This is a genomic window from Pseudomonas frederiksbergensis, assembly GCF_001952935.1.
In the GTDB taxonomy this organism is placed as follows: Bacteria; Pseudomonadota; Gammaproteobacteria; order Pseudomonadales; family Pseudomonadaceae; genus Aquipseudomonas; species Aquipseudomonas frederiksbergensis.
On sequence record NZ_CP018319.1, the window covers coordinates 4,536,888 to 4,558,504 of the forward strand.

Sequence of the window (21,617 nt, forward strand, 5' to 3'; positions counted from 1 at the left end):
GAGGAGTATGCATGGCTGTCTACAACTACGACGTGGTGGTGCTGGGTTCCGGCCCGGCGGGAGAAGGCGCGGCAATGAACGCCGCCAAAGCAGGGCGCAAGGTGGCGATGGTCGATAGCCGTCGCCAGGTCGGCGGCAACTGCACCCACCTGGGCACCATCCCGTCCAAGGCACTGCGTCACTCGGTCCGGCAGATCATGCAGTTCAACACCAACCCGATGTTCCGGGCCATTGGTGAGCCACGCTGGTTCTCGTTCCCGGACGTGTTGAAAAGCGCTGAAAAAGTCATCTCCAAACAAGTCGCATCGCGCACCGGCTACTACGCCCGTAACCGTGTCGACGTGTTCTTCGGCACCGGCAGCTTCGCCGACGAGCAAACCATCGAAGTGGTCTGCGCCAACGGCGTGGTCGAAAAACTGGTGGCCAAGCACATCATCATCGCCACCGGCTCGCGCCCTTATCGTCCGGCGGACATCGATTTCCATCACCCGCGTATCTACGATAGCGACACCATCCTCAGCCTCGGCCACACCCCGCGCAAACTCATTGTTTACGGCGCCGGCGTGATCGGTTGCGAGTACGCGTCGATCTTCAGCGGTCTGGGTGTATTGGTTGAACTGGTGGACAACCGCGGTCAGTTGCTGAGCTTCCTCGACTCGGAAATTTCCCAGGCCCTGAGCTATCACTTCAGCAACAACAACATCACGGTTCGCCACAACGAAGACTACGACCGCGTCGAGGGCGTGGACAACGGCGTGATCCTGCACCTCAAGTCCGGCAAGAAAATCAAGGCCGACGCCTTGCTCTGGTGCAACGGCCGTACCGGCAACACTGATCAGTTGGGTCTGGAAAACATCGGCGTGAAGGTCAATAGCCGTGGCCAGATCGAAGTAGACGAGGCCTACCGTACCTGCAAGCCGAACATCTACGGCGCCGGCGACGTGATTGGTTGGCCGAGCCTGGCCAGTGCTGCTCACGACCAGGGTCGTTCGGCCGCTGGCAGCATCGTTGACAACCAAAGCTGGCGCTTCGTCAACGACGTGCCGACCGGCATCTACACCATTCCGGAGATCAGCTCGATCGGCAAGAACGAGCAGGAGCTGACTCAGGCCAAGGTGCCATATGAAGTGGGCAAGGCGTTCTTCAAGGGCATGGCGCGTGCGCAAATTGCCGGCGAACCGCAAGGCATGCTGAAGATCCTGTTCCACCGCGATACCCTGGAAGTGCTGGGCGTTCACTGCTTCGGTTATCAGGCGTCGGAGATCGTTCACATCGGTCAGGCGATCATGAACCAGCCGGGCGAACAGAACACGCTGAAGTACTTCGTCAACACGACGTTCAACTACCCGACCATGGCCGAAGCCTATCGGGTAGCGGCGTACGATGGCCTCAACCGGCTTTTTTGAGCGGCTCCGGCCGGTGGCCTGAGCCGGCCGGGGAGACCGATTTCAGCAATTCTCGAGCGTGGCGATGGCCAAACCGGGAAAGTCTGTAATCAGGCTGTCAACGCCGAAGTCGGCGAGTCTGCGCATTAGCGCGGGCTCGTTGACTGTCCATACCGACACATGCAGCCCCTGGCGCTGCGCCTTCTGCAGGCGTTCCGGCGTACACAGGGTCCAGTTCAGCGCCAGAATCTCGCAGCCATAGCTTTGCGCGACCTTCAACGGATCGAGCCAGGCGTACTCGGCAACCAATCCGCGGGACACGTCCGGCACGAAGTCCAGCGCAGCTTTCAATACTTCCCGCGAACTCGAGGTGATCGTGACCTTGTCGAGCAAGCCGAAACGCTGAGCCATTTCGCGAATCGCCAGTACGGTTGTCGCAGCGCGGGTGCGTGAAGCGCTTTTGACTTCCAGTTGCCAGTGCTCGAAATCGCATTTCTCGAACAGTTCTTCCAGTGTTGGAATCGGGCACGGTTTGATCCAGCCCGGGCCGCCAGTGCGCGCGTCGTAGGTCACCAACTCGGCCGCTGTGTGTTCGACGACTTTGCCGCGACGGTCGGTGGTGCGCTTGAGTGTCGGGTCGTGGATGACCATCAACTCGCCGTCCATGGACAGGTGCAGGTCCAGTTCGCAACGGCGCACGCCGTGCTTGAGGCATTGCTGAAAACTGGTCAGCGTATTTTCCGGTGCTTCGCCCTTGGCGCCGCGATGGCCGTAGATGAGGGTCACGGTTCTTCCTTAAATTAAATGCCTGATTCGTTTTGTTCGCGGGCCAGGCGTCGTTCCTGGGCCTGCTTCTGCAAAATGTAGCGGGCCAGCAATTGGCGCTGGGCATCGGTCGGGTATTCGAACTCGGTGCCGACGTCGTAGCTGTCGCCTTTGCGATCGCAATGGGTGACGCGAGCCCGCAACAAGAGCCCGAGGGCTTGCGGCATCAGCACCAGTTTGATCGACAGGTGCGCGCCCTCGGCAATGGGGGTCGGATGTTGAAAGTCGATCCCGCCTTCGGAAATGATCACCGGCTGCGGTTCGCCGATCTGCCCGAGCACGGTGATGGCGATCACCTGGCTCAGCAAATCGATGCGTTTATTCTGGGATTTCAGGAACGCCGCGAGATTCCGGTCGCGCTCACTGATCTGACGCAACAGGTGCTGTGACTCGAATTCGCTCAGGTGCAGTTCGCTGAGCAAGTTGAACAGAGGGGAAGCATCCTGCAACACTTCCTGGCCTGCGGCTTCGGGAGCGGACAGGGGCCGAATTTCCAGTGCGATCGTGTCCTCGATACGGTAGTATTCGCGGCGATCTTCTTCATCTAATGTCGACATGGCGAACCCATGGTAGCGGCGGTGGTCTGAGTGTAAAGCTGGTTATCGACCCCCGCCACAAGGACGTTCCTTTTCCCTCCGAACAAGCCCCGACATGTTCAGACCTCTCTTCGTATTTATTGGCACGCGTTATACCCGTGCAAAGCGTCGCAATCATTTTGTGTCATTCATTTCCCTGACCTCGATGATCGGACTCGCCCTCGGCGTGGTCGTGATGATCGTGGTGCTGTCGGTCATGAACGGCTTCGATCATGAGATGCGCACCCGCGTGCTGGGCATGGTGCCCCACGCGACCATCGAGTCCGGTGAGCCGATCAGTGACTGGCAAAGCCTGGCCGCCAAGGTCAAGCAGAACCCGCAGGTGACGGCCGTGGCGCCGTTTACCCAGATGCAGGGGTTGCTGACCAATAACGGCAAGGTGTCCAAAGTCCTGCTCAATGCCATCGACCCTGCGCTGGAGCGACAGGTCTCGATCATTGATAACTTCATGCAGCAGGGCAAGCTCGATGACCTGGCGCCGGGCAGTTTCGGCATCGTTATCGGTGACAAGGCCGCGGCCAAGCTGGGTGCGGCGATCGGCGACAAGCTGACGTTCGTGGCGCCGGAAGTCACCGTGACCCCGGCCGGGATGTTCCCGCGCATGAAACGCTTTACCGTGGTCGGCATCTTCCATGTCGGCGCCGGTGAACTGGACGGTTACCTGGGCATCACCAATCTGCAGGATCTGGCCAAATTGCATCGCTGGAAACCGGATCAGGTCCAGGGCATCCGCCTGAAATTCGACGACCTGTTCCAGGCGCCACGCGTGGCGTGGACCATCGCCCAGCAACTTGGCGAAGACCATTTCTATGCCCGCGACTGGACGCGCACCCACGGCAATCTGTATCAGGCGATCCGCATGGAAAAAGCCATGATCGGTTTGCTGTTGCTGCTGATCGTTGCGGTCGCGGCCTTCAATATCATTTCCACGCTGGTGATGGTGGTGAACGACAAGAAGGGCGACATCGCGATTCTGCGCACCCTGGGTTCCACGCCGGGGCAGATCATGGCGATCTTCATGGTCCAGGGCACGGTCATTGGCGTGATCGGTACGCTGATCGGCGCTGTGGTCGGGATCTTCGCCGCGCTGAACGTCAGCGCCGCCATCTCGGCCCTCGAAGGGCTGATCGGGCACAAATTCCTCAACGCCGACGTGTACTTCATCGATTACCTGCCGTCGCAAGTGCAGAGCCAGGATGTGTTGATGGTCTGCGCCGCCGCGTTGGTCCTGAGTTTCCTCGCCACCCTGTATCCAGCCTGGCGTGCCGCGCGCACCCAGCCTGCGGAGGCGCTACGTTATGAGTGAGTCGGGCATGAGTGATAAAGCAATCTTGAGCTGCCGCAACCTGGGCAAATCCTACGAGGAAGGCCCTGAGTCGGTAGAGGTTCTGGCCGGTCTGCAACTGGAGCTGCATCCGGGTGAGCGCGTGGCGATTGTCGGTACGTCGGGGTCGGGCAAAAGTACCTTGCTCAACTTGCTCGGCGGCCTCGATACTCCGACCAAGGGCAGCGTCTGGCTGGCCGGTGAAGAGCTGTCGGCGCTGAACGAAAAGTCTCGTGGTTTGCTGCGCAATCGGTCACTGGGTTTCGTTTACCAGTTCCACCACTTGCTGCCTGAGTTCACCGCGCTGGAAAACGTCTGCATGCCGCTGCTGATCGGCAAGACGGCTATTCCTGAAGCGCGTCAGCGTGCGACGGCATTGCTGGAGCGGGTAGGGCTGGGCCATCGCCTGGAACACAAACCGGCCGAATTGTCCGGTGGTGAACGTCAGCGTGTGGCCATCGCCCGCGCCCTGGTGAACAAGCCAGGCCTGGTGATGCTCGACGAGCCGACCGGCAACCTCGATTCCCACACCGCCCAGGGCATTCAGGATTTGATGCTGGAACTCAGCACCTCGATGCGCACGGCGTTCCTGGTGGTGACTCACGACATGAACCTGGCTCGCCAGATGGATCGCGTCCTGCATCTGCAGGAAGGTTACCTGACGCCCATCTGATTGGCCGAAACCCGGCGTGACTGAAAAGTACGCCGGGTCTCTTATTTTTATACGGTGCCCCAGCGAATGTTCAGACCGTTATCGATCTTTATCGGCGCGCGCTATACCCGCGCCAAGCGCCGCAATCGCTTTGTTTCCTTCATCTCGATGACCTCGATGATCGGTCTCGCCCTGGGCGTGCTGGCGATGATCGTGGTGCTGTCGGTGATGAACGGCTTCCAGCGCGAAATGAGCTCGCGCATCCTCGGCATGGTGCCTCATGCGACGATCGTTGGCGTCAATCCGATCGACGATTGGCAACCCGTCGCTGCGGCGGCCATGAAGAACCCGGAAGTGACGGCCGCCGTGCCGTTCACTGAGATGGAAGGCATGCTGTCCTATAAGGGGACGATGCAGCCGATCCAGGTCAGCGGCGTTGATCCGGCGCTCGAAGGCAAGGTGTCGATCGTTGCCCAGCACATTGTCCAGGGGCGTCTCGATGCCTTGAAGCCGGGTGAGTTCGGCGTGGTGATCGGCGAGATCACGGCGCGCCGCTTCCGCTTGAACGTTGGCGACAAGATCACCCTGATCGTGCCGGAAATCAGCACTGCACCAGGTGGCATCACCCCGCGCATGCAGCGGTTGAACGTGGTCGGCGTGTTCAAGGTGGGCGCCGAGCTGGACGGTTCCATGGCGCTGATCCACGTGGCCGATGCCGCGCAGATGCAGCACTGGGCGCCGAATCAGGTACAGAGCGTGCGCCTGGCGGTAAAGGATTTGTACGCTGCGCCGAAGGTTTCCAGCGATATTGCTGGCGGGCTGGGCAGCGCTTACAAGGCTGATGACTGGACTCACACCCAGGGCAGTCTGTTCAGTGCGATGAAGATGGAAAAAACCATGATCGGTTTGCTATTGCTGATGATCGTCGCCGTGGCGGCGTTCAACATCATCGCAACCCTGATCATGGTGGTGAACGACAAGGGCGCGGACATCGCGATCCTGCGGACCATCGGCGCCACGCCCCGACAGATCATGGCGATCTTCATGGTGCAGGGCACCGTGATCGGGGTTGTCGGTACGTTGATTGGTGGCGTGCTTGGCGTGATTGCGGCGCTGAACGTCAGTGAACTGGTGGGCTGGATGGAGCGGGTCAGCGGTCAGCACATCTTCAGTTCAGACGTGTACTTCGTCAGTAACCTGCCTTCCGAACTGCAGGGTGCGGATGTGCTGTTGATCTGCTCCGCGGGGTTCATTCTGAGCTTCCTCGCCACCGTTTACCCGGCATGGCGTGCGGCGAAAGTCGAGCCGGCTACTGCGTTGCGGTATTCGTAAGCCACCCATGATCGTTCCCACGCTCTGTGTGGGAATGCCTCAGCGGACGCTCTGCGTTCGGCTTTGGATGGGACGCAGAGCGTCCCGGGCTGCATTCCCACGCAGAGCGTGGGAACGATCAGGTCCGCGGCAACTCAATCACAAACCTGGTCCACCCGTTATCCGATTCGCAATGAATCTGCCCGCCATGGGCGCGGATGATCGACTGAGTGATCGCCAGCCCCAATCCCGCATGCTCACTACTGCCTTCCTGGCGCGCCGGATCAGCCCGGTAGAACCGATCAAACACTCGCGGCAGCAACGCCCGATCAATTCCGTCGCCGCTGTTCTCGACCGTCAGTCGCAATCCCTTTGGCTGATCAACAATCCGCACCCGAACCTCGCCTTCGACCGGCGTAAACCGCAACGCATTGTCCAGCAAATTGGAGAGCGCCCGCCGCAACATGCTGCGATCACCTTCCATGCGCGCATTGCCTTCACGACTCAACCTGACTTGAGCGTCCTCCGCCAACGGTGCAAAAAACTCCAGCAACAGATCCGCTTCTTCCGCCAGCTCCAGCGGTTCACGCTTGGGCATCAACAACCCGTGGTCAGCCTTGGCCAGGTACAACATGTCGTTGACCAGTTGCGCCATCCATTGCAGTTCTTCGAGATTGCTGTGCAGTGCTTCGCGGTAATCTTCAATGGGGCGTGGGCGGGTGAGGGTGACCTGGGTGTGGGTCAACAGATTCGACAACGGTGTGCGCAATTCATGGGCGATATCGGCGGAGAAAGCCGAGAGCCGCTGAAAAGAGTCGTCGAGGCGTCCGAACATGGCGTTGAAGTTGTGGGCCATTTCCGCGAGTTCTGGCGGCATGTTTTCTTCAGGCAGGCGTGCATTGAGCGACTGCGCTGAAACGCCGCTGGCAACCGCACTCATGCGCCGCAACGGCCGCAACCCACTGCGCGCAGCCCAGGCCCCGAGCAGGGCGGTGGCCAGTGCCGACAAGCCGACTGTCAACCAGATCAGGTGTTGCATGCGCTGCAGAAAGTGCTGGTGATGAGTGATGTCCAGCAGCAAGGTCAACTGCGGTGAGTCAGGTTTATCGAGGTACAACGGCGCGTTGAGGACGCGGTAGTCGGTGCCTTCGCTGCTCACCGTGGACAAGCCCGCCTGGGTCGGTAGTTCCTGGGGTAGGTGCGTCGAACTGTCATACCAGCGCTTGCCGTCGCTGCCGGTGATCCGCAGCGACAGATCAGCCTGTCGGCTCAATTCATCGGCCAGTTTGACTTCGCTTTCACTCGACTGAATGTCATGAAGTGCCCGACGCAGACCAATCAACTTGCCGTCCAGCAACTGCTGATCGAGTTCAACGAAATGCGCTTCGCTGGCCTGGCTGAACAACACCCCGGCGAACAGCGACACCACGGCGGTGCACGCCGCAAATAGCAGCGCCAGGCGACTGCTTAACGAAAGTCGACGCATCAGGCGGGGCGCTCTTCAAGGACGTAACCCATGCCGCGTACGGTGTGAATCAACTTGTTGGGGAATTCATCGTCGATCTTCAGGCGCAAGCGACGGATCGCCACTTCGATGACGTTGGTGTCACTGTCGAAGTTCATGTCCCAGACCTGGGAAGCGATCAACGACTTGGGCAGGACTTCGCCTTGCCTGCGCAGGAGCATTTCCAGCAGGGCGAACTCCTTGGCCGTCAGGTCGATGCGCTGACCGTTGCGTTCGACCCGACGGCGGATCAGGTCAAGGCGCAAGTCCGCCAGTTGCAGGGTGGTTTCCTGAGGTGTGGCGTTGCCACGCCGCAACAGGCTGCGGACCCGGGCCAGCAGTTCGGAGAAGGCGAACGGTTTGACCAGGTAGTCGTCGGCGCCCAATTCGAGGCCATGGACCCTGTCCTCCACCGCGTCACGCGCTGTCAGAAACAGTACCGGCGTGTCGAGGCCGGCACCGCGCACCGCTTGCAGGATCTGCCAGCCATCGCGACCGGGCAGCATCACATCGAGAATCAGCAGCGCGTAATCGCCGGTCAGCGCCAGTTGCTGGCCGGTGCTGCCGTCCGCCACCAGTTCAGTGTTGAAACCGGCCTCGGTCAGGCCTTGGCGCAAGTAGTGGCCAGTTTTCGGTTGGTCTTCGACGATCAGCAGTTTCATGGGCGACTCGAGGCAAATGGAACGAACGCTTTATACCGTGGACGGCGTTAATGCAGGTCAACCTGACAAAGTTGTAATTTGCCTGTCAGGTTGCGGGCAGTCGCAGCAGTTTAGAGTTTTCCACAGGCTGAACCTTATCTTGTTGGAGTACGACTATGTTTTTGCGCAAATCACTGCTGTGCGTCGCGTGTCTGCTGGCGCTGAGCTCGCCGGCGTGGGCTGCCCCGGCGCATACCTACGACTTCGGCCATCCGGCCTCGGCGGCCAAGGCGACTCGTAGCGTTGAGTTCATCATGGGCGACATGTCGTTCACACCCAAGGCGATTGATATCAAGGCCGGTGAGACGGTTCGTTTTGTGTTGGTTAATAAAGGTCAGTTGTTGCACGAATTCAACCTCGGTGACGCGGCAATGCACGCCAAGCATCAGCAGGAAATGATGAAGATGCAGCAGAGCGGCATGCTGATGCCTACAGGTATGAAGGAAATGGACCACGGCGCCATGGCCGGTATGGGGCATGGAATGAAGCACGACGACCCCAACAGTGTGCTCGTCGAACCCGGCAAAACCGCCGAGCTGACCTGGACCTTCACCAAGGCCACCAACCTGGAATTCGCCTGCAACATCCCCGGTCATTACCAGGCCGGCATGGTCGGCAAGTTGACTGTCAGTCAGTAAGCACTCAAAGGCGGAAGCAAAGGCTGGTAGAATCCGCTGATTCTTCAGTCAGGTTTCCGCCATGCATCCCGCAGCCGAACATTCGCCGCTGGGCAAATCCAGCGAATACATCGCCACCTACACGCCGTCCTTGCTGTTCCCGATCCCGCGCACCGCGAAATGGGCCGAGTTGGGCCTGACGGCTGAAACCCTGCCGTACAAGGGCGTGGATTTCTGGAACTGCTTCGAACTGTCGTGGCTGTTGCCGTCCGGCAAGCCAGTGGTGGCGATAGGCGAATTCAGTATCCCGGCGGATTCGCCGAATATCATCGAATCGAAGTCGTTCAAGCTGTACCTCAACTCCTTGAACCAGACACCGTTTGCCGACACCGCGAGCCTTGAAGCGACATTGATCAAAGACCTGTCGGCTGCTGCCGGTAAACCGGTGGGCGTGCGGATTCGCAGCCTGAAGGACGTCGAGGCCGAAGGCGTCGTGGCGTTGCCGGGCGTGTGCATTGATGATCTGGATATCAGCGTCAGCAACTATGAGCATCCGCGTCCGGAACTGCTGCGTTGCGATGAATCGCGTATCGTGGAGGAGAGCGTGCACAGCCATTTGCTCAAATCCAACTGCCCGGTCACCAGCCAGCCGGACTGGGGCAGCGTGGCGGTGGAATACCGTGGCGCGGCGCTGGATCACGCAAGTTTGCTGGAGTACATCGTGAGCTTCCGTCAGCACTCGGACTTTCATGAGCAGTGCGTGGAGCGGATCTTTCTCGACCTGCAGCGGTTGTTGAAACCAGAGAAATTGACGGTGTATGCGCGGTATGTACGACGCGGAGGGTTGGACATCAACCCGTATCGCAGCACTGAAACCGTTCAACTGCCGAACCACCGGCTGGTCCGCCAATAAAGATCTACGGTGGGAGCGGGCTTGCTCGCGAAGGGGCCGTCACATTCAACATCAATGGTGACTGACACTCCGCTTTCGCGAGCAAGCCCGCTCCCACAAGGGATTGCATTACAAATTCCGGATATGAAAAAGCCCCGTTATCACTAGCGGGGCTTTTTGTATTCGGAGGGTTCAGATCCCCATGTTAGCCAGGGCTTGCACGATATTGCGCAAGGTGCCAGCAAGGGTCGGGTGTTCGATTTCAAAGCGCTCGACGGCCAGGTTCACATTGTCGGCAAGGCTGGAGTCCTGGGTTTTGGTTTCAAGCTCCAGTTCCAGTTCGATCTGTTGCATCAGCGCGTGCAGGTCGTCGCGCTCGGCTTCGGTCAACGGTGGATTCTGTTCCAATTGCTCGCGCAGAGTATTGAGCTGTTGTTGCAGTTCGCGGGCAGGCATGGCGTTCTTCCTTTTATCGATAGGCACTGGCATAGACCGCAGCAGCGCGCCAAAGGTCTATGGCTTGACCTTTAGATTAATCCACTCGCGCGCAACCTGCATGATCTCGATCAGGGCTTTTCGCCCTTGAGCCGGCGCAGGCTGATATCGGCCAGGCAAGTGTCGAGTTCACCAAGGTGATCGATCACCGAATGCACGCCCAGACCGAACAGTTGCACTGTTGCCTTGCCGCGTTTGAATTCACGTTCCTGCTGCGTCAGCGCCTGCCATTCGTTGGGCGCCAGGCCGCAGAGTGAGCCGCAGGACGCCAGCCCAATCGTCCACAATCCGGCATTGAGCCCCGCTTGCAGCAATCGTGGTTCGCCGCTGACCAGCACGCAACCTTCCAGTCGTTCAACATTCAACGTCATCAGGGCTTGCCAGCAGGCGTGCGGTGCCGGCCATGGATTGTTTGTTTCGGGGTGTTGCGAGGGTTTGATCCATGAAGGCAAGGCAGAGGCCAGGGAGTGGCTGAGGGCAGGGGGGAGTTCATCGAGCCAGGCACAGGGAATCTGCTGATGCTGCAAGCTGCGCAAGCTATCCAGGGCACCGGGCGTGGCCTCGGCGTGTATGGAAGAGGGGATGCCCTGTGCGCGTGTGCGAGCACCGAAATCCACCAGGCAACCACTGAGACCGAACAGGACGGCGGTCAGGCTGGGCGCGATGTGGGGCAAGGTTTCGGCATGCGGCATATCAACGTCCCTGAAATAGCCTCAAGGCTAGGGGGCGACGGTGACAGTTGAGTGACACTGATGTGAATCGCTCACAATCATCACGAATGATCCGCAGGCGGACTCGCACTGTGCTGCCTTAAGCGGCTTTTCCGTCTTATACTAGCCAGCTTTACGCTTGGGCCAAGCCCACGCGTCAGTACAATCCAAGGAGTTTTTCTATGCGCTGGAGCAATCATCTAGCTCAGCTTTGTGTGTTTGCCAGCGTATTGCTGGTTCCGTTCGTTGCCCAGGCAGCCTCGGAAGACGACCCTTGGGAAAGCGTCAACCGCCCGATCTACAAGTTCAACGATGTGCTCGACACTTATGCGCTGAAGCCTTTGGCCCAAGGCTATCAGTTCGTGACGCCGCAGTTCCTTGAGGACGGCATCCACAACATGTTCCGCAACGTCGGCGATGTCACCAACCTTGCCAACGATATCTTGCAGGCCAAACCGGCCGCCGCTGGCGTCGATACCGCGCGCTTGATCTTCAACACTACGTTTGGCCTGTTGGGCTTTATCGACGTCGGCACCAAGATGGGCCTTCAACGCAATGACGAAGACTTCGGTCAGACCCTCGGCTACTGGGGCGTAGGCAGCGGCCCGTACGTGATGCTGCCGTTTCTGGGCCCTAGCACCTTGCGTGACGCGCCATCCAAGTATGTCGACGGCTACACCGGCCCGTACCGTTACATCCACGACGTGCCTGTGCGTAACTCGATCTTCGGCCTGAACATCGTCGACACCCGCGCCAGCCTGCTGTCGAGCGAGAAGCTGATCAGCGGCGACAAGTACATATTCATCCGTAATGCGTACTTGCAGAACCGCGAATTCAAAGTCAAGGACGGCCAGGTTGAAGACGATTTTTGATCTCGACCGGTAAAACGTGAAGAAGGCGGCCAGTAGGCCGCCTTCTTTCGTTTGGCTTTTTGGCCGGTTTTAGCGATGGTTTGAACCTTCCATTACGTTACGGTTTTGCCGGTTCTTATAACTCCCGGTGATTTGAAATTGAAAGACGTCAAGCGACCATCGGCGTGAGCTTGAAACGACCCGCGGATGGGAGTACCGTCTGCGCCTTAGAAGGGCACCTCTGGTGTACCTGTGTGTAGGGCAAATGCTCGAAAACAGTGCGCTAGAGAGGCTAGAAAGCGAATCCAGTAGTATGAGCCGGGACAAAGCCCCTGCCTGCTACGCCAACCTAATTCTGGCGCCGTTTGCCCACATGCCAAAAACCAGTGCCACGCTGCTGATAATCGATGATGACGAAGTAGTGCGCGCGAGCCTCGCCGCCTATTTGGAAGACAGTGGTTTCAGCGTCTTGCAGGCCAGCAATGGCCAGCAGGGTCTTCAGGTATTCGAGCAAGACAAGCCCGACTTGGTCATCTGCGATTTGCGCATGCCACAGATGGGCGGGCTCGAACTCATTCGCCAGGTCACCGAGCTGTCACCACAAACCCCGGTGATCGTGGTTTCGGGCGCCGGCGTGATGAACGACGCGGTCGAGGCCCTGCGCCTGGGCGCGGCGGATTACCTGATCAAGCCTCTCGAAGATCTGGCTGTGCTCGAGCACTCTGTGCGCCGGGCCCTGGATCGTGCGCGCCTGCTGCTGGAAAACCAGCGCTACCGCGAGAAGCTGGAAAAGGCCAACCGCGAACTTGCCGCCAGCCTGAACCTGCTCCAGGAAGACCAGAACGCCGGTCGCCAGGTGCAGATGAACATGCTGCCGGTCAGTCCCTGGACCATCGACGAGTTCCAGTTTGCTCACCAGATCATCCCGTCGCTGTACCTGTCGGGTGATTTCGTCGACTACTTTCGGGTCGACGAGCGTCGGGTAGCGTTCTACCTGGCGGACGTTTCCGGTCATGGCGCCTCTTCAGCCTTTGTCACCGTGCTGCTGAAGTTCATGACCACGCGCTTGCTGTTCGAATCCAAGCGCAGCGGTACATTGCCGGAATTCAAGCCTTCAGAGGTCCTTGGTCATATCAACCGAGGCCTGATCAGTTGTAAGCTGGGTAAACACGTCACAATGGTCGGTGGAGTCATCGACGAGGAGACAGGTTTGTTGACCTATAGCATCGGTGGTCATTTGCCGTTGCCTGTGTTGTACACGCCAGACAGTGTTCGTTACCTGGAAGGGCGTGGTCTGCCGGTGGGCCTCTTCAATGAAGCCACCTACGAAGATCACGTACTGGAACTGCCACCGACGTTCAGCCTGACGCTGATGTCCGATGGCATTCTGGACCTTTTGCCAGAACCTACACTCAAAGAAAAAGAAGCGGCTTTGCCTCAACGGGTCAAGGCAGCGGGCGGCAGCCTGGATGGTCTGCGGCAGGTTTTTGGATTGGCCACGCTAGGGGAGATGCCGGATGATATCGCCCTGTTGGTGTTGAGCAGGAATCTTTAATGAGTACCGGTAGAATCCAGTTCGCCGAGCAGGATGGCACCTTCGTCCTGAAGTTCGTCGGTGAAGTTCGCCTGACCCTGTGTTCGGCGTTGGATGCGACTATCGAGCGGATCTTCACGGCGTTGAACTTCAACACAATCGTGATCGACCTGACCGAAACCCGCAGCATCGACAGCACCACCCTTGGTCTTTTGGCCAAACTGTCGATCCTGTCGCGGCAAAAGGTCGGCTTGCTGCCGACCGTCGTCACCACCCACGAAGACATCACCCGTCTGCTGCAGTCCATGGGCTTCGAGCAAGTGTTCAACATCGTTGACCGCCCGATCCCGTGCCCTGAGTGCCTGACCGACCTGCCAGACCAGGATCAGTCCGAAGAAGTGGTGCGGATCAAAGTGCTCGAAGCACACAAGATCCTCATGGGCCTGAACGACTCCAATCGTGAAGCGTTCCATGATCTGGTGAATGCCCTCGAGCGTCATTGATTCCCCGCATACTTGTGGCGAGGGAGCTTGCTCCCGCTGGGTTGCGAAGCAGCCGCAAAATCGACATATAAAAAAGGGCGAACCCGTAAAGGTTCGCCCTTTTGCGTTTTCTTACTGGATCACAGCTTGGCTTGCAGCAACGCCTCAAGCTTTTCCTGATCCCGAGCGAACTGACGAATACCTTCCGCCAGTTTCTCGGTCGCCATCGCGTCCTCGTTGGACAACCAACGGAACTGCGCTTCATTCAAGCTCAAACGCGCTTCACCAGCATGACCCGGCGCCAATTTGCGTTCCAGCTTGCCAGTGTCCGCCGCCAGCTTATCAATCAGATCCGGGCTGATAGTCAGTCGGTCGCAACCGGCCAACTGCTCGATCTGATTCAGGTTACGGAAGCTGGCACCCATGACCACAGTCTTGTAGTCATTGGCCTTGTAGTAGTTGTAGATGCGCGTCACCGACTGCACGCCCGGATCGTCCGCGCCGGTGTAGTCGTTGCCGTTGGCCTTCTTGTACCAGTCGTAGATGCGACCCACGAAAGGCGAAATCAGGAAAACCCCTGCATCAGCACACGCCGCAGCCTGAGCAAACGAAAACAGCAACGTCAGGTTGGTCTGGATGCCTTCCTTTTCCAGAATTTCGGCAGCGCGGATGCCTTCCCAGGTGGAAGCGATCTTGATCAGCACGCGGTCACGGCCAATGCCGGCCTTGTCGTACAGGTCGATCAGACGGTGCGCACGCTTCAATACGGCGTCAGTGTCGAACGACAGACGTGCATCCACTTCGGTGGAAATACGGCCAGGGATCACTTTCAGAATCTCTTGCCCTACCGCGACGCCAAAACGGTCGCTGGCCAGGCCCACATCGCCCTTGCAGTCGTGAATGCAGGCATTCAGCAACTCGGCATAACCGGGAATGGCAGCCGCCTTGAGCAGCAGGGAAGGGTTGGTGGTAGCGTCCACGGGTTTAACGCGAGCGATAGCTTCGAAGTCGCCGGTGTCGGCAACCACGGTGGTCATTTGTTTGAGTTGTTCCAGCTTGGAAGTCATGGGCGTGCTCTGTCCTATGGGTCTAATGACATTACCCGAGCGCTGACAGCCACTCAAGGGTGCATGTACGTATCGAAGGCCCCAGCGGCAACAACCTGAAAACGGCTGTTTGAATGGCGGGGCGCGGTATCGGTAAATACGATGCCAAATCTGACCACAGGTTCAACCCAAGCGACCGTTAACGCCCCTCAAGCAACTCCGCCGCCTGATCCAGCAACGCCAAAGGCTCTTTAGCCTTATGAATATCCACCGACAACAACTGCCGAAACTTCCGCGCCCCGGGAAACCCGGTGCCCAGCCCCAGCACATGCCGAGTGATGTGGTGCATCGAGCCGCCCGCATCAATATGCGCCGCTATATAAGGCCGCAACTGCGCCAGCGCCTCAGCCCGGCTGATCACCGGCGCCGTGCTGCCGAACAGTTGCTGATCCACCTCAGCCATCACGTAAGGGTTGTGATAGGCCTCACGGCCCAACATCACACCGTCAAACGTCTGCAAATGCTCGTGACAGGCTTCGAGCGTCTTGATCCCGCCGTTGAGAATAATCTCCAGCTCCGGAAAATCCGTCTTCAACCGCGCCGCCACGTCATAACGCAGAGGCGGAATGTCGCGGTTCTCCTTCGGCGACAACCCCTCCAGAATCGCAATCCGCGCATGCACCGTAAAACTCGTGCACCCGGCATCCCGAACCGTACCGACGAAATCACACAACTCCTCGTAACTGTCCCGCCCATTAATCCCGATGCGATGCTTCACCGTCACAGGAATCGACACCGCATCACGCATTGCCTTCACACAATCCGCCACCAACTGCGGATGCCCCATCAGGCACGCACCAATCATATTGTTCTGCACCCGATCACTCGGGCAGCCGACATTCAGATTCACCTCGTCGTAACCGTGCTCCTGCGCCATGCGCGCGCACATCGCCAGGTCCAGCGGGACACTGCCGCCGAGCTGCAGGGCGAGCGGGTGTTCGGCTTCGTTGTGACGCAGGAAGCGGTCGTGATCGCCGTTTAGGAGCGCGCCGGTGGTGACCATTTCGGTGTAGAGGAGGGCGTGCTTGGAGAGGAGGCGCAGGAAAAAACGGCAATGCCTATCAGTCCAATCCATCATGGGCGCAACGCTGAAGCGGCGGGAGAGCGGGGCGGGTGTTGCGTTGGTTATGGACATTAGGAATCTGGATCGGTGAGGCTGGAAGGTGGGGAGTTTATCAGGATTGGGCTGGCGGAGCGTTGGTGAGTCTTGCTACTGCTGATCTGCGGCCGTCATCCTTGGCACCGCCAATGGCTGACCTGACAGCGAACAGCACAGCGCCTGCTGTAGGAGGCCACAGTCCATACCTGTGCGTTATAGCGCTGTTCGTAATGGGTATATCCGCGCTTCAACATTCGGCTACCGTCATCGTATATGACTTGATTGCGCAGGCTCTGCTCCTGTGCGTTGAAGCCATATTTATTTGCCTCTGCTGCGATACACCCACAGCTCCCAAACACGAGGAAACCATGATGAACTCCCACAAAGCTGTCGCTGTTTCGCTGGCCTTGCTCAGCGCAGCCTTCTTCACATCTGCCGCTCTGGCCGAGGGAGCGGGTTTGATTACCTCCACCCCATCCGAACTCAAGTGGACAGCCGCGCCGTCGGTGGGGCCCGGTGCGATGATTGCAGTGATTGAAGGTGACTTGAAAGCCGCCGAGCCCTTCACCCTGCGCTTGAAGCTGCCGGCAAATACGAAAATCGGCGTGCATACCCATCCCGTGACCGAACGCGTAACCGTTATCTCAGGCATTTTCTACTTCGCCACCGGAGACACATTCGATTCGGCACGGGCCAAGGCCTATCAACCGGGTGATACCCTGATCATTCCCGTCGGCATGCCGATGTACGGCGCCAGTAGAGAGCAGGAAACCGTGCTCCAACTCCACGGCACGGGGCCTTGGGGGATCACCTACCTCAACCCGGCGGACGACCCTAGAAACAGCAAAATGTAGCGAGCGACAATCAGGTAAAAAGAATCAATCGTACCTGACTCCCGTTGGCTCTGTTTTCACCTACAGAATTTCCTTAGGGGTCAGGCCGCACCTCATAAATGCAGCGGCCTTGCACCTATTTGTTCTCAACCTCAGTTGGGCGGTGAGTTGCTGGGGACTTAGATCTTTCTTCTAGAGTTCTATTTCGCGGATCGCTGCAGCCGCTTCCAGATCATCTCCTGAAACATCCGTACGGCCGGCCCTTCCTTCTCTTCGTGATCTGCACCTGCAATCACTGCCTCGACCCCAACATGTTGAACTTAGGCGGGAGCGTGATCGGTAGCAGCTTCATTGAGTACAGTGGGGGTGCTGCACGACTAAGGGCCGACGCAACGGCCGAAGTGTTTTTGCCGTTGTGTGGTTTGCCTGAGACATGGTGAGTGCTGAGTTGGCGACTGCTGCGCAGTCGGACGCAGGCTTCGCCAGCTGCTACATGCATCGGGTAGGTGGCGGCTATTTGGGCTCGGGCGTGGCTATCCACTGACCCAAAACCTTTTGGTAGTTGCCCGTGACTTTGGCCAGGTGTAGCCACTGATCGACGTACAACTTCCAGGTCATGTCATCACGCGGTAGCAAGTAAGCCTTTTCGCCGTACTGCATGAATTGCTTCGGGTTCACCGCGCACAAACCAGGTTTGAGTTTCTGCTGATACAGCGCTTCCGAAGCATCGGTGATCATCACGTCAGCCTTCTTGTCCAGCAGCTCCTGGAAGATGGTCACGTTGTCGTGAAGGCGCAATTGCGCCTTGGGCAGGAAGGCGTGAACAAAGGCTTCGTTGGTGCCGCCGGCCGGTTCGACCAGGCGAACCGAAGGCTGGTTGATTTGCTCGACGGTCTGATACAGCGCCTGATCTTCGCAACGCACCAGCGGGATTTTGCCGTCGACGTCCAGCGTGGTGCTGAAGAAGGCTTTTTTCTGGCGTTCCAGCGTGACCGAGATGCCACCGACGCCGATGTCGCATTTGCCCGCGAGCATGTCGGGCATCAGGGTTTTCCAGGTGGTCTGCACCCACTCGACCTTGACGCCCAGGCTGTCGGCCAGCGAGCGGGCCATGGCGATGTCGATGCCCGAGTATTCGCCGTCTTCGGTTTTGACGGTATAGGGTTTGTAGTCGCCTGTTGTGCACACGCGCAGTTGGCCCTGTTGGATGACGCTGTCCAGATGCGATGGCTCTGCCTGGGCGGTAAACGATAGAGCGAGCAGGCCACCGAGCATCATTGTGCTTTTCAGGTTGTTCATTGTTATCCGGCTTCCATGATGGAGTGGGTGCTGAGAGTACTGACTTTCTGCTGCACTGCTCAACATCATCCTCGCCGGGCCGGATTTAGTGACAGCAGCAACTTGAACCGCCGCAGCCAGATTTTTTCTTTAGGCCTTCATGTTTGTCTTCTGCCAGTACGCTTGCTGGATACCCGGCCTCTTTCAGTGCCGATAACAGAACATCGCTCTGGGTATCTCCAGTCACCTTGACCCGACCGGACGTCAGATCGACTGTTACTTCACCCACCCCTGCGAGCGGTTGCAATGCGGCGTTGATGTGTTTGACGCAACTCCCGCAACTCATGCCTTCGACTTGCAGTTCAGTGCTGTTCATTACGTAAACCTCTTTTACCGTGTGTGGCGGGGGGGATGGATGAGATCGATGGTTGACCTTGCCGCGATGGCAAGGTCAAGCGCTACTTAAAGGGCGTTAGTTGCTCATCGGCTTTTTCATCATGTTCGACTGCTGATCCATCATTTTCATCATCATGTCCATCATCTGGTCTGAATGAGCCATGCCGCCGGACATGCCTTTGCCCATGCCCATGCCTTGGCAATGGTTGTGCATCATGCCCATGCTGTCCTTCATCGTGGCCATGCCTTCTTGCATGGCGGCCTGGCGTTCGGCCGGGGTTTTGGCGGCGATCATTTTTTCGTGAGCGGCCTGCATTTTTTCCATCTGCTCGCTCATGGCTTTGTCTTGCGCGGTAGCGGGGGCGGTAGCTGCGGTGGTCGGTGCGGTTGGCGCTGTGTCGGGGTGATGTTCCTCGACAGCCAGGGCAACCAATGGGCTACTGATGAGCAGTGCGGCGACGAGTGCTTTGAAGTGCATTTGCATGGCAATCTCCAGTGAGTCAGGGACGTACAGGAATGGAGCAGCGCTAAAGAGGTGAAGCCAAAGGGCGTCCGGAGTTCCAGACGCTCGGAGGACTGTTTTAATTGTTGAAGCGAACGAAGCGCAGGCGTGCTGGCAGCCACAGTGCGAGCACTTGGCGGATCAGCAGCGGTAGGTGCGTGCGGAACCAGAGCATAGTGTGTACCCGATCCGAGGGGTTACCTTGAGCTTAGTCCCGGGCAAGAGGCCGTGATTGATCCATATCAAGTGGTGCCTCTTTGCGTTACTCCGCGCCCATTTCCATCCCTGGACTCAACGTCCCCAACCACGCCACCAGCCCCACAATCAGCACCGCCGCCGCCAATTCAACCACCACGCTGCGGCGCAACGCATTCGCTGCCACCCGATACTGACCGTCACGCAACGACCGCTCCAAAAACGGCCCCAGGTGAAACCGGTTCAACGCGGCGAGCACCAGCATTCCGGCAAACAGCGCGATTTTGATCGACAGTAAAATCCCGTAGGTGCTGAGCAATAGATCGTCGAGCGTCGGGCCCACGATGAACAGGTAATTCACGACGCCTGTGACCGTGATAACGGCCACGATCACCGCGCCCACCCATTCAAATCGGCGGACAGCCCGAGCCAGCAATCTGATGCGTTCCTCGGTTTGCAGCGCGTTGATCTTTGCCATCAAGGCAAGCGCGACCAGCGCACCGAACCAGGCCCCCGAAGCCAGCAGATGCCAGATGTCAGTGATGAAATGCCAAAAACGAAGGTCACCTTCATCCATCGCCCCATGACCGTTCCAGGCCAGGCTGGCGAGGGCGATAGCGCCGGCAATAGACGCGATCAGCAGGCTGAGCCCTGGCGCTCGCTGGTTGAATATGACCACCAGACCGCCGACTACCAGCGCGATGAGGCGCACGACCCAGGCCAATCCCACATCCGTCTCAAGCACCATCATTTCGATATGCGGGCGCAACTCGGCAAAGTCAGTCTCACCGCTCATGGCGCTCGCCATCATCACCATGCTGGCGATGGAAAACAGCACACCCAGCACCGCTGTTCCCATCAACATCGACCGAAACGGCAATACCGCGCCCGAAATCCGTTCCTGTCCTTTAAGGCTATAGAGCCCAAACAGCGCCAGGCCAAACAGCAGCATCAAATCCACATACAACCCAAAGCGCAATGCAATGCTGACCGAGTCGCTCATCAATCACTTCACTTTGAACGTGACGTTGCCGGTGATCGGGTGGGTGTCCGATGACACCGCGCGCCATTCGACTTTGTAGGTGCCGACGGGTAATGGCGAAAGCGGGGTGATGACCATGGTTTTCGGATCGCTGCCGCCGGAGACCTTGGCTTTCATCGGCATGGGGGAGTGCGCCATGCCGGGCATTTCGGTCATGACCAGTTTTGCGCCGGAGAACTGGGTCATGAGATTTTCCGAGAAGTGCAGTTCGATCTTGCTCGGTGTCGCACCGTCTGCACCTTCGGCCGGGGTGGAGGACAGCAGTTTCGGGTGCGCTTGAGCGAGCGCGCTCATGAGCAGTCCAATGGCAACAGCGGTCGTTTTAATCATGCGCATGCAAGGCCTCTTACCGCTTTAAGCGGTTGTTTTTTTGGTTGTTGAGTTAATGCGTTTAGAACCACAGGCGAACACCGAGGACCAGGCGCGCTTCGCTGCGATCCTCACCTTCATCGTTGGCGTAGTCGGCGGTTTTGCCGTAGGTGCGGTTCCAGGTCACGCCGATATAGGGCGCGATTTCCCGGCGGATTTCATAGCGCAGGCGTAGGCCGGCTTCGGTGTTGGATAGCCCGGAACCGATCCCCCGTTGCGGGTCGTTTTTGCCGTAGAAATTGAGTTCGGCGGTCGGCTGCAGGATCAATCGGTTGGTCAGCAGGATGTCGTAGTCGCCTTCCAGTCGTGCAGCGGTTTGGCCGCCTTCGCCGATGAAGGCGGTGGCCTCGGCTTCGAAGTTGTACAGCGCCATGCCTTGCACGCCGAACGCGGCCCAGGTTTGCGGGTCGCCGGGTTTGAAGTCTTGGCGAACGCCGGTCACCACGTCCCACCACGGGGAGATTGCGTGGCCCCACAGGGCCTGGATTTCGGCGTCTTCGGTTTTGCCGTTGGTGCGTTCGCCTTCGGAGCGCAGCCACAGGCGATCGATGTCGCCGCCGATCCAGCCGGACATGTCCCAGGCCAGGGTGCTGCCGTCGTCAGCGTCCTGCCATTCGAGTTTGTCGGCGAGGAAGTAATAGTTGAGCGCGGTGTCATGCACCATGTGGCCGGACTGACTGGCATACACGGCGGCGCGGTCGGCATCGGTCAGCGCCGGGATCGGCGTGCGGCTTTCGGTCGGTGCGGCGGGCTGCATCTGGCCGTCGTCCATGCTTTGCATTTGGCTGTGGTCCATGCCCGGCATCTGGCTGTGATCCATGTTCTGCATGTCGTCGGTGGCGGCCATCGCCGAAGAGAGGGTCAGGCTCGCGGTCACGAGTGCCAAAGAGAGGGAAGTGAGTCTGGTCATCGATAGGC

The 21,617-nt window shown here is 58.7% G+C and carries 24 protein-coding genes; 10 read left to right on the forward strand and 14 right to left on the reverse strand.

Annotated features, from left to right (window positions below):
• Window positions 1–11: 11 nt before the first annotated feature.
• Window positions 12–1,406, forward strand: a complete 1,395-nt coding sequence (gene sthA / locus PFAS1_RS21070) for a Si-specific NAD(P)(+) transhydrogenase (RefSeq protein WP_074875140.1) — start codon at window positions 12–14, stop codon at window positions 1,404–1,406.
• A gap of 42 nt (window positions 1,407–1,448) precedes the next feature.
• Here the strand turns inward: sthA and PFAS1_RS21075 are convergent, their stop codons facing one another.
• Both PFAS1_RS21075 and PFAS1_RS21080 read right to left on the reverse strand, forming a co-directional pair.
• Complete coding sequence (locus PFAS1_RS21075) at window positions 1,449–2,171, reverse strand: glycerophosphodiester phosphodiesterase (RefSeq protein WP_076030385.1); 723 nt, start codon at window positions 2,169–2,171, stop codon at window positions 1,449–1,451.
• A 14-nt stretch (window positions 2,172–2,185) separates the two neighbouring features.
• Window positions 2,186–2,767: a PilZ domain-containing protein gene (locus PFAS1_RS21080; RefSeq protein ID WP_076030386.1), complete on the reverse strand. Its 582-nt coding sequence runs from the start codon at window positions 2,765–2,767 to the stop codon at window positions 2,186–2,188.
• A 94-nt stretch (window positions 2,768–2,861) separates the two neighbouring features.
• Here PFAS1_RS21080 and PFAS1_RS21085 point away from each other — a divergent pair, with 94 nt between their 5' ends.
• The 3 genes from PFAS1_RS21085 (at window position 2,862) to PFAS1_RS21095 (ending at window position 6,114) form a co-directional block, all read left to right on the forward strand.
• On the forward strand, window positions 2,862–4,112 hold the full coding sequence (locus PFAS1_RS21085) for a lipoprotein-releasing ABC transporter permease subunit (RefSeq protein WP_074875146.1): 1,251 nt from the start codon (window positions 2,862–2,864) through the stop codon (window positions 4,110–4,112).
• 7 nt (window positions 4,113–4,119) lie between these two features.
• Window positions 4,120–4,803, forward strand: coding sequence for a lipoprotein-releasing ABC transporter ATP-binding protein LolD (lolD, locus tag PFAS1_RS21090; protein WP_162842853.1), 684 nt, complete (start codon window positions 4,120–4,122; stop codon window positions 4,801–4,803).
• Window positions 4,804–4,869: 66 nt separating this feature from the next.
• Entirely contained in the window at window positions 4,870–6,114 is a 1,245-nt protein-coding gene (locus tag PFAS1_RS21095; RefSeq protein WP_076030387.1) for a lipoprotein-releasing ABC transporter permease subunit, read from the forward strand.
• A 118-nt stretch (window positions 6,115–6,232) separates the two neighbouring features.
• On the opposite strand, the gene PFAS1_RS21100 is transcribed toward PFAS1_RS21095, so the two are convergent.
• Both PFAS1_RS21100 and PFAS1_RS21105 read right to left on the reverse strand, forming a co-directional pair.
• Window positions 6,233–7,579 carry a heavy metal sensor histidine kinase gene (locus tag PFAS1_RS21100; RefSeq protein WP_076030388.1) on the reverse strand — a complete coding sequence of 449 codons (1,347 nt, stop codon included), beginning with the start codon at window positions 7,577–7,579 and terminating at the stop codon, window positions 6,233–6,235.
• Window positions 7,579–8,259, reverse strand: a complete 681-nt coding sequence (locus PFAS1_RS21105) for a heavy metal response regulator transcription factor (protein WP_076030389.1) — start codon at window positions 8,257–8,259, stop codon at window positions 7,579–7,581. Before PFAS1_RS21105 ends, PFAS1_RS21100 begins: the two co-directional genes overlap by 1 nt.
• Window positions 8,260–8,414: 155 nt before the next feature.
• On the opposite strand from PFAS1_RS21105, the gene copI reads away from it, so the two are divergent.
• Entirely contained in the window at window positions 8,415–8,936 is a 522-nt protein-coding gene (gene copI, locus PFAS1_RS21110; protein WP_076030390.1) for a copper-resistant cuproprotein CopI, read from the forward strand.
• A 61-nt stretch (window positions 8,937–8,997) separates the two neighbouring features.
• Entirely contained in the window at window positions 8,998–9,828 is an 831-nt protein-coding gene (gene queF, locus PFAS1_RS21115; protein ID WP_076030391.1) for an NADPH-dependent 7-cyano-7-deazaguanine reductase QueF, read from the forward strand.
• Between the two features lie 171 nt (window positions 9,829–9,999).
• On the opposite strand, the gene PFAS1_RS21120 is transcribed toward queF, so the two are convergent.
• On the reverse strand, window positions 10,000–10,263 hold the full coding sequence (locus PFAS1_RS21120; RefSeq protein ID WP_074875161.1) for a DUF4404 family protein: 264 nt from the start codon (window positions 10,261–10,263) through the stop codon (window positions 10,000–10,002).
• A gap of 110 nt (window positions 10,264–10,373) precedes the next feature.
• Window positions 10,374–10,994: a phosphatase gene (locus PFAS1_RS21125; RefSeq protein WP_076030392.1), complete on the reverse strand. Its 621-nt coding sequence runs from the start codon at window positions 10,992–10,994 to the stop codon at window positions 10,374–10,376.
• A 200-nt stretch (window positions 10,995–11,194) separates the two neighbouring features.
• On the opposite strand from PFAS1_RS21125, the gene PFAS1_RS21130 reads away from it, so the two are divergent.
• The 3 genes from PFAS1_RS21130 to rssC all read left to right on the forward strand — a co-directional run bounded on the left by PFAS1_RS21130 (window position 11,195) and on the right by rssC (window position 13,900).
• Complete coding sequence (locus tag PFAS1_RS21130; RefSeq protein WP_076030393.1) at window positions 11,195–11,884, forward strand: MlaA family lipoprotein; 690 nt, start codon at window positions 11,195–11,197, stop codon at window positions 11,882–11,884.
• A 352-nt stretch (window positions 11,885–12,236) separates the two neighbouring features.
• Window positions 12,237–13,418: a two-component system response regulator RssB gene (rssB, locus tag PFAS1_RS21135; RefSeq protein ID WP_010456296.1), complete on the forward strand. Its 1,182-nt coding sequence runs from the start codon at window positions 12,237–12,239 to the stop codon at window positions 13,416–13,418.
• Window positions 13,418–13,900 carry an anti-sigma factor antagonist RssC gene (gene rssC, locus PFAS1_RS21140; protein WP_074875167.1) on the forward strand — a complete coding sequence of 161 codons (483 nt, stop codon included), beginning with the start codon at window positions 13,418–13,420 and terminating at the stop codon, window positions 13,898–13,900. The genes rssB and rssC overlap by 1 nt, the downstream gene beginning before the upstream one ends.
• A 119-nt stretch (window positions 13,901–14,019) precedes the next feature.
• Here rssC and tal read toward each other — a convergent pair whose 3' ends face one another.
• Window positions 14,020–14,946 carry a transaldolase gene (gene tal / locus PFAS1_RS21145; protein ID WP_076030394.1) on the reverse strand — a complete coding sequence of 309 codons (927 nt, stop codon included), beginning with the start codon at window positions 14,944–14,946 and terminating at the stop codon, window positions 14,020–14,022.
• Window positions 14,947–15,124: 178 nt separating this feature from the next.
• A complete protein-coding gene (gene dusA / locus PFAS1_RS21150) occupies window positions 15,125–16,120 on the reverse strand; it encodes a tRNA dihydrouridine(20/20a) synthase DusA (RefSeq protein WP_076030395.1) in 996 nt (331 codons plus the stop codon).
• Window positions 16,121–16,455: 335 nt separating this feature from the next.
• On the opposite strand from dusA, the gene PFAS1_RS21155 reads away from it, so the two are divergent.
• Window positions 16,456–16,938 (forward strand): cupin domain-containing protein, encoded by a 483-nt coding sequence (locus PFAS1_RS21155; protein ID WP_076031563.1) that lies wholly within the window; start codon window positions 16,456–16,458, stop codon window positions 16,936–16,938.
• 492 nt (window positions 16,939–17,430) lie between these two features.
• Here PFAS1_RS21155 and PFAS1_RS21160 read toward each other — a convergent pair whose 3' ends face one another.
• The 6 genes from PFAS1_RS21160 to PFAS1_RS21185 form a co-directional block, all read right to left on the reverse strand.
• The gene (locus tag PFAS1_RS21160; RefSeq protein WP_076030396.1) at window positions 17,431–18,216 is read right to left on the reverse strand and encodes a transporter substrate-binding domain-containing protein; all 786 of its coding nucleotides are present in this window, start codon (window positions 18,214–18,216) and stop codon (window positions 17,431–17,433) included.
• An 85-nt stretch (window positions 18,217–18,301) separates the two neighbouring features.
• Window positions 18,302–18,571, reverse strand: coding sequence for a heavy-metal-associated domain-containing protein (locus PFAS1_RS21165; protein ID WP_076030397.1), 270 nt, complete (start codon window positions 18,569–18,571; stop codon window positions 18,302–18,304).
• A 96-nt stretch (window positions 18,572–18,667) separates the two neighbouring features.
• Entirely contained in the window at window positions 18,668–19,075 is a 408-nt protein-coding gene (locus PFAS1_RS21170) for a hypothetical protein (RefSeq protein ID WP_076030398.1), read from the reverse strand.
• A gap of 280 nt (window positions 19,076–19,355) precedes the next feature.
• Window positions 19,356–20,291 (reverse strand): copper homeostasis membrane protein CopD, encoded by a 936-nt coding sequence (gene copD, locus PFAS1_RS21175; protein WP_076030399.1) that lies wholly within the window; start codon window positions 20,289–20,291, stop codon window positions 19,356–19,358.
• 3 nt (window positions 20,292–20,294) lie between these two features.
• Entirely contained in the window at window positions 20,295–20,666 is a 372-nt protein-coding gene (copC, locus tag PFAS1_RS21180) for a copper homeostasis periplasmic binding protein CopC (RefSeq protein WP_076030400.1), read from the reverse strand.
• Window positions 20,667–20,721: 55 nt separating this feature from the next.
• The gene (locus tag PFAS1_RS21185) at window positions 20,722–21,609 is read right to left on the reverse strand and encodes a copper resistance protein B (protein WP_076030401.1); all 888 of its coding nucleotides are present in this window, start codon (window positions 21,607–21,609) and stop codon (window positions 20,722–20,724) included.
• Window positions 21,610–21,617: the final 8 nt, after the last annotated feature.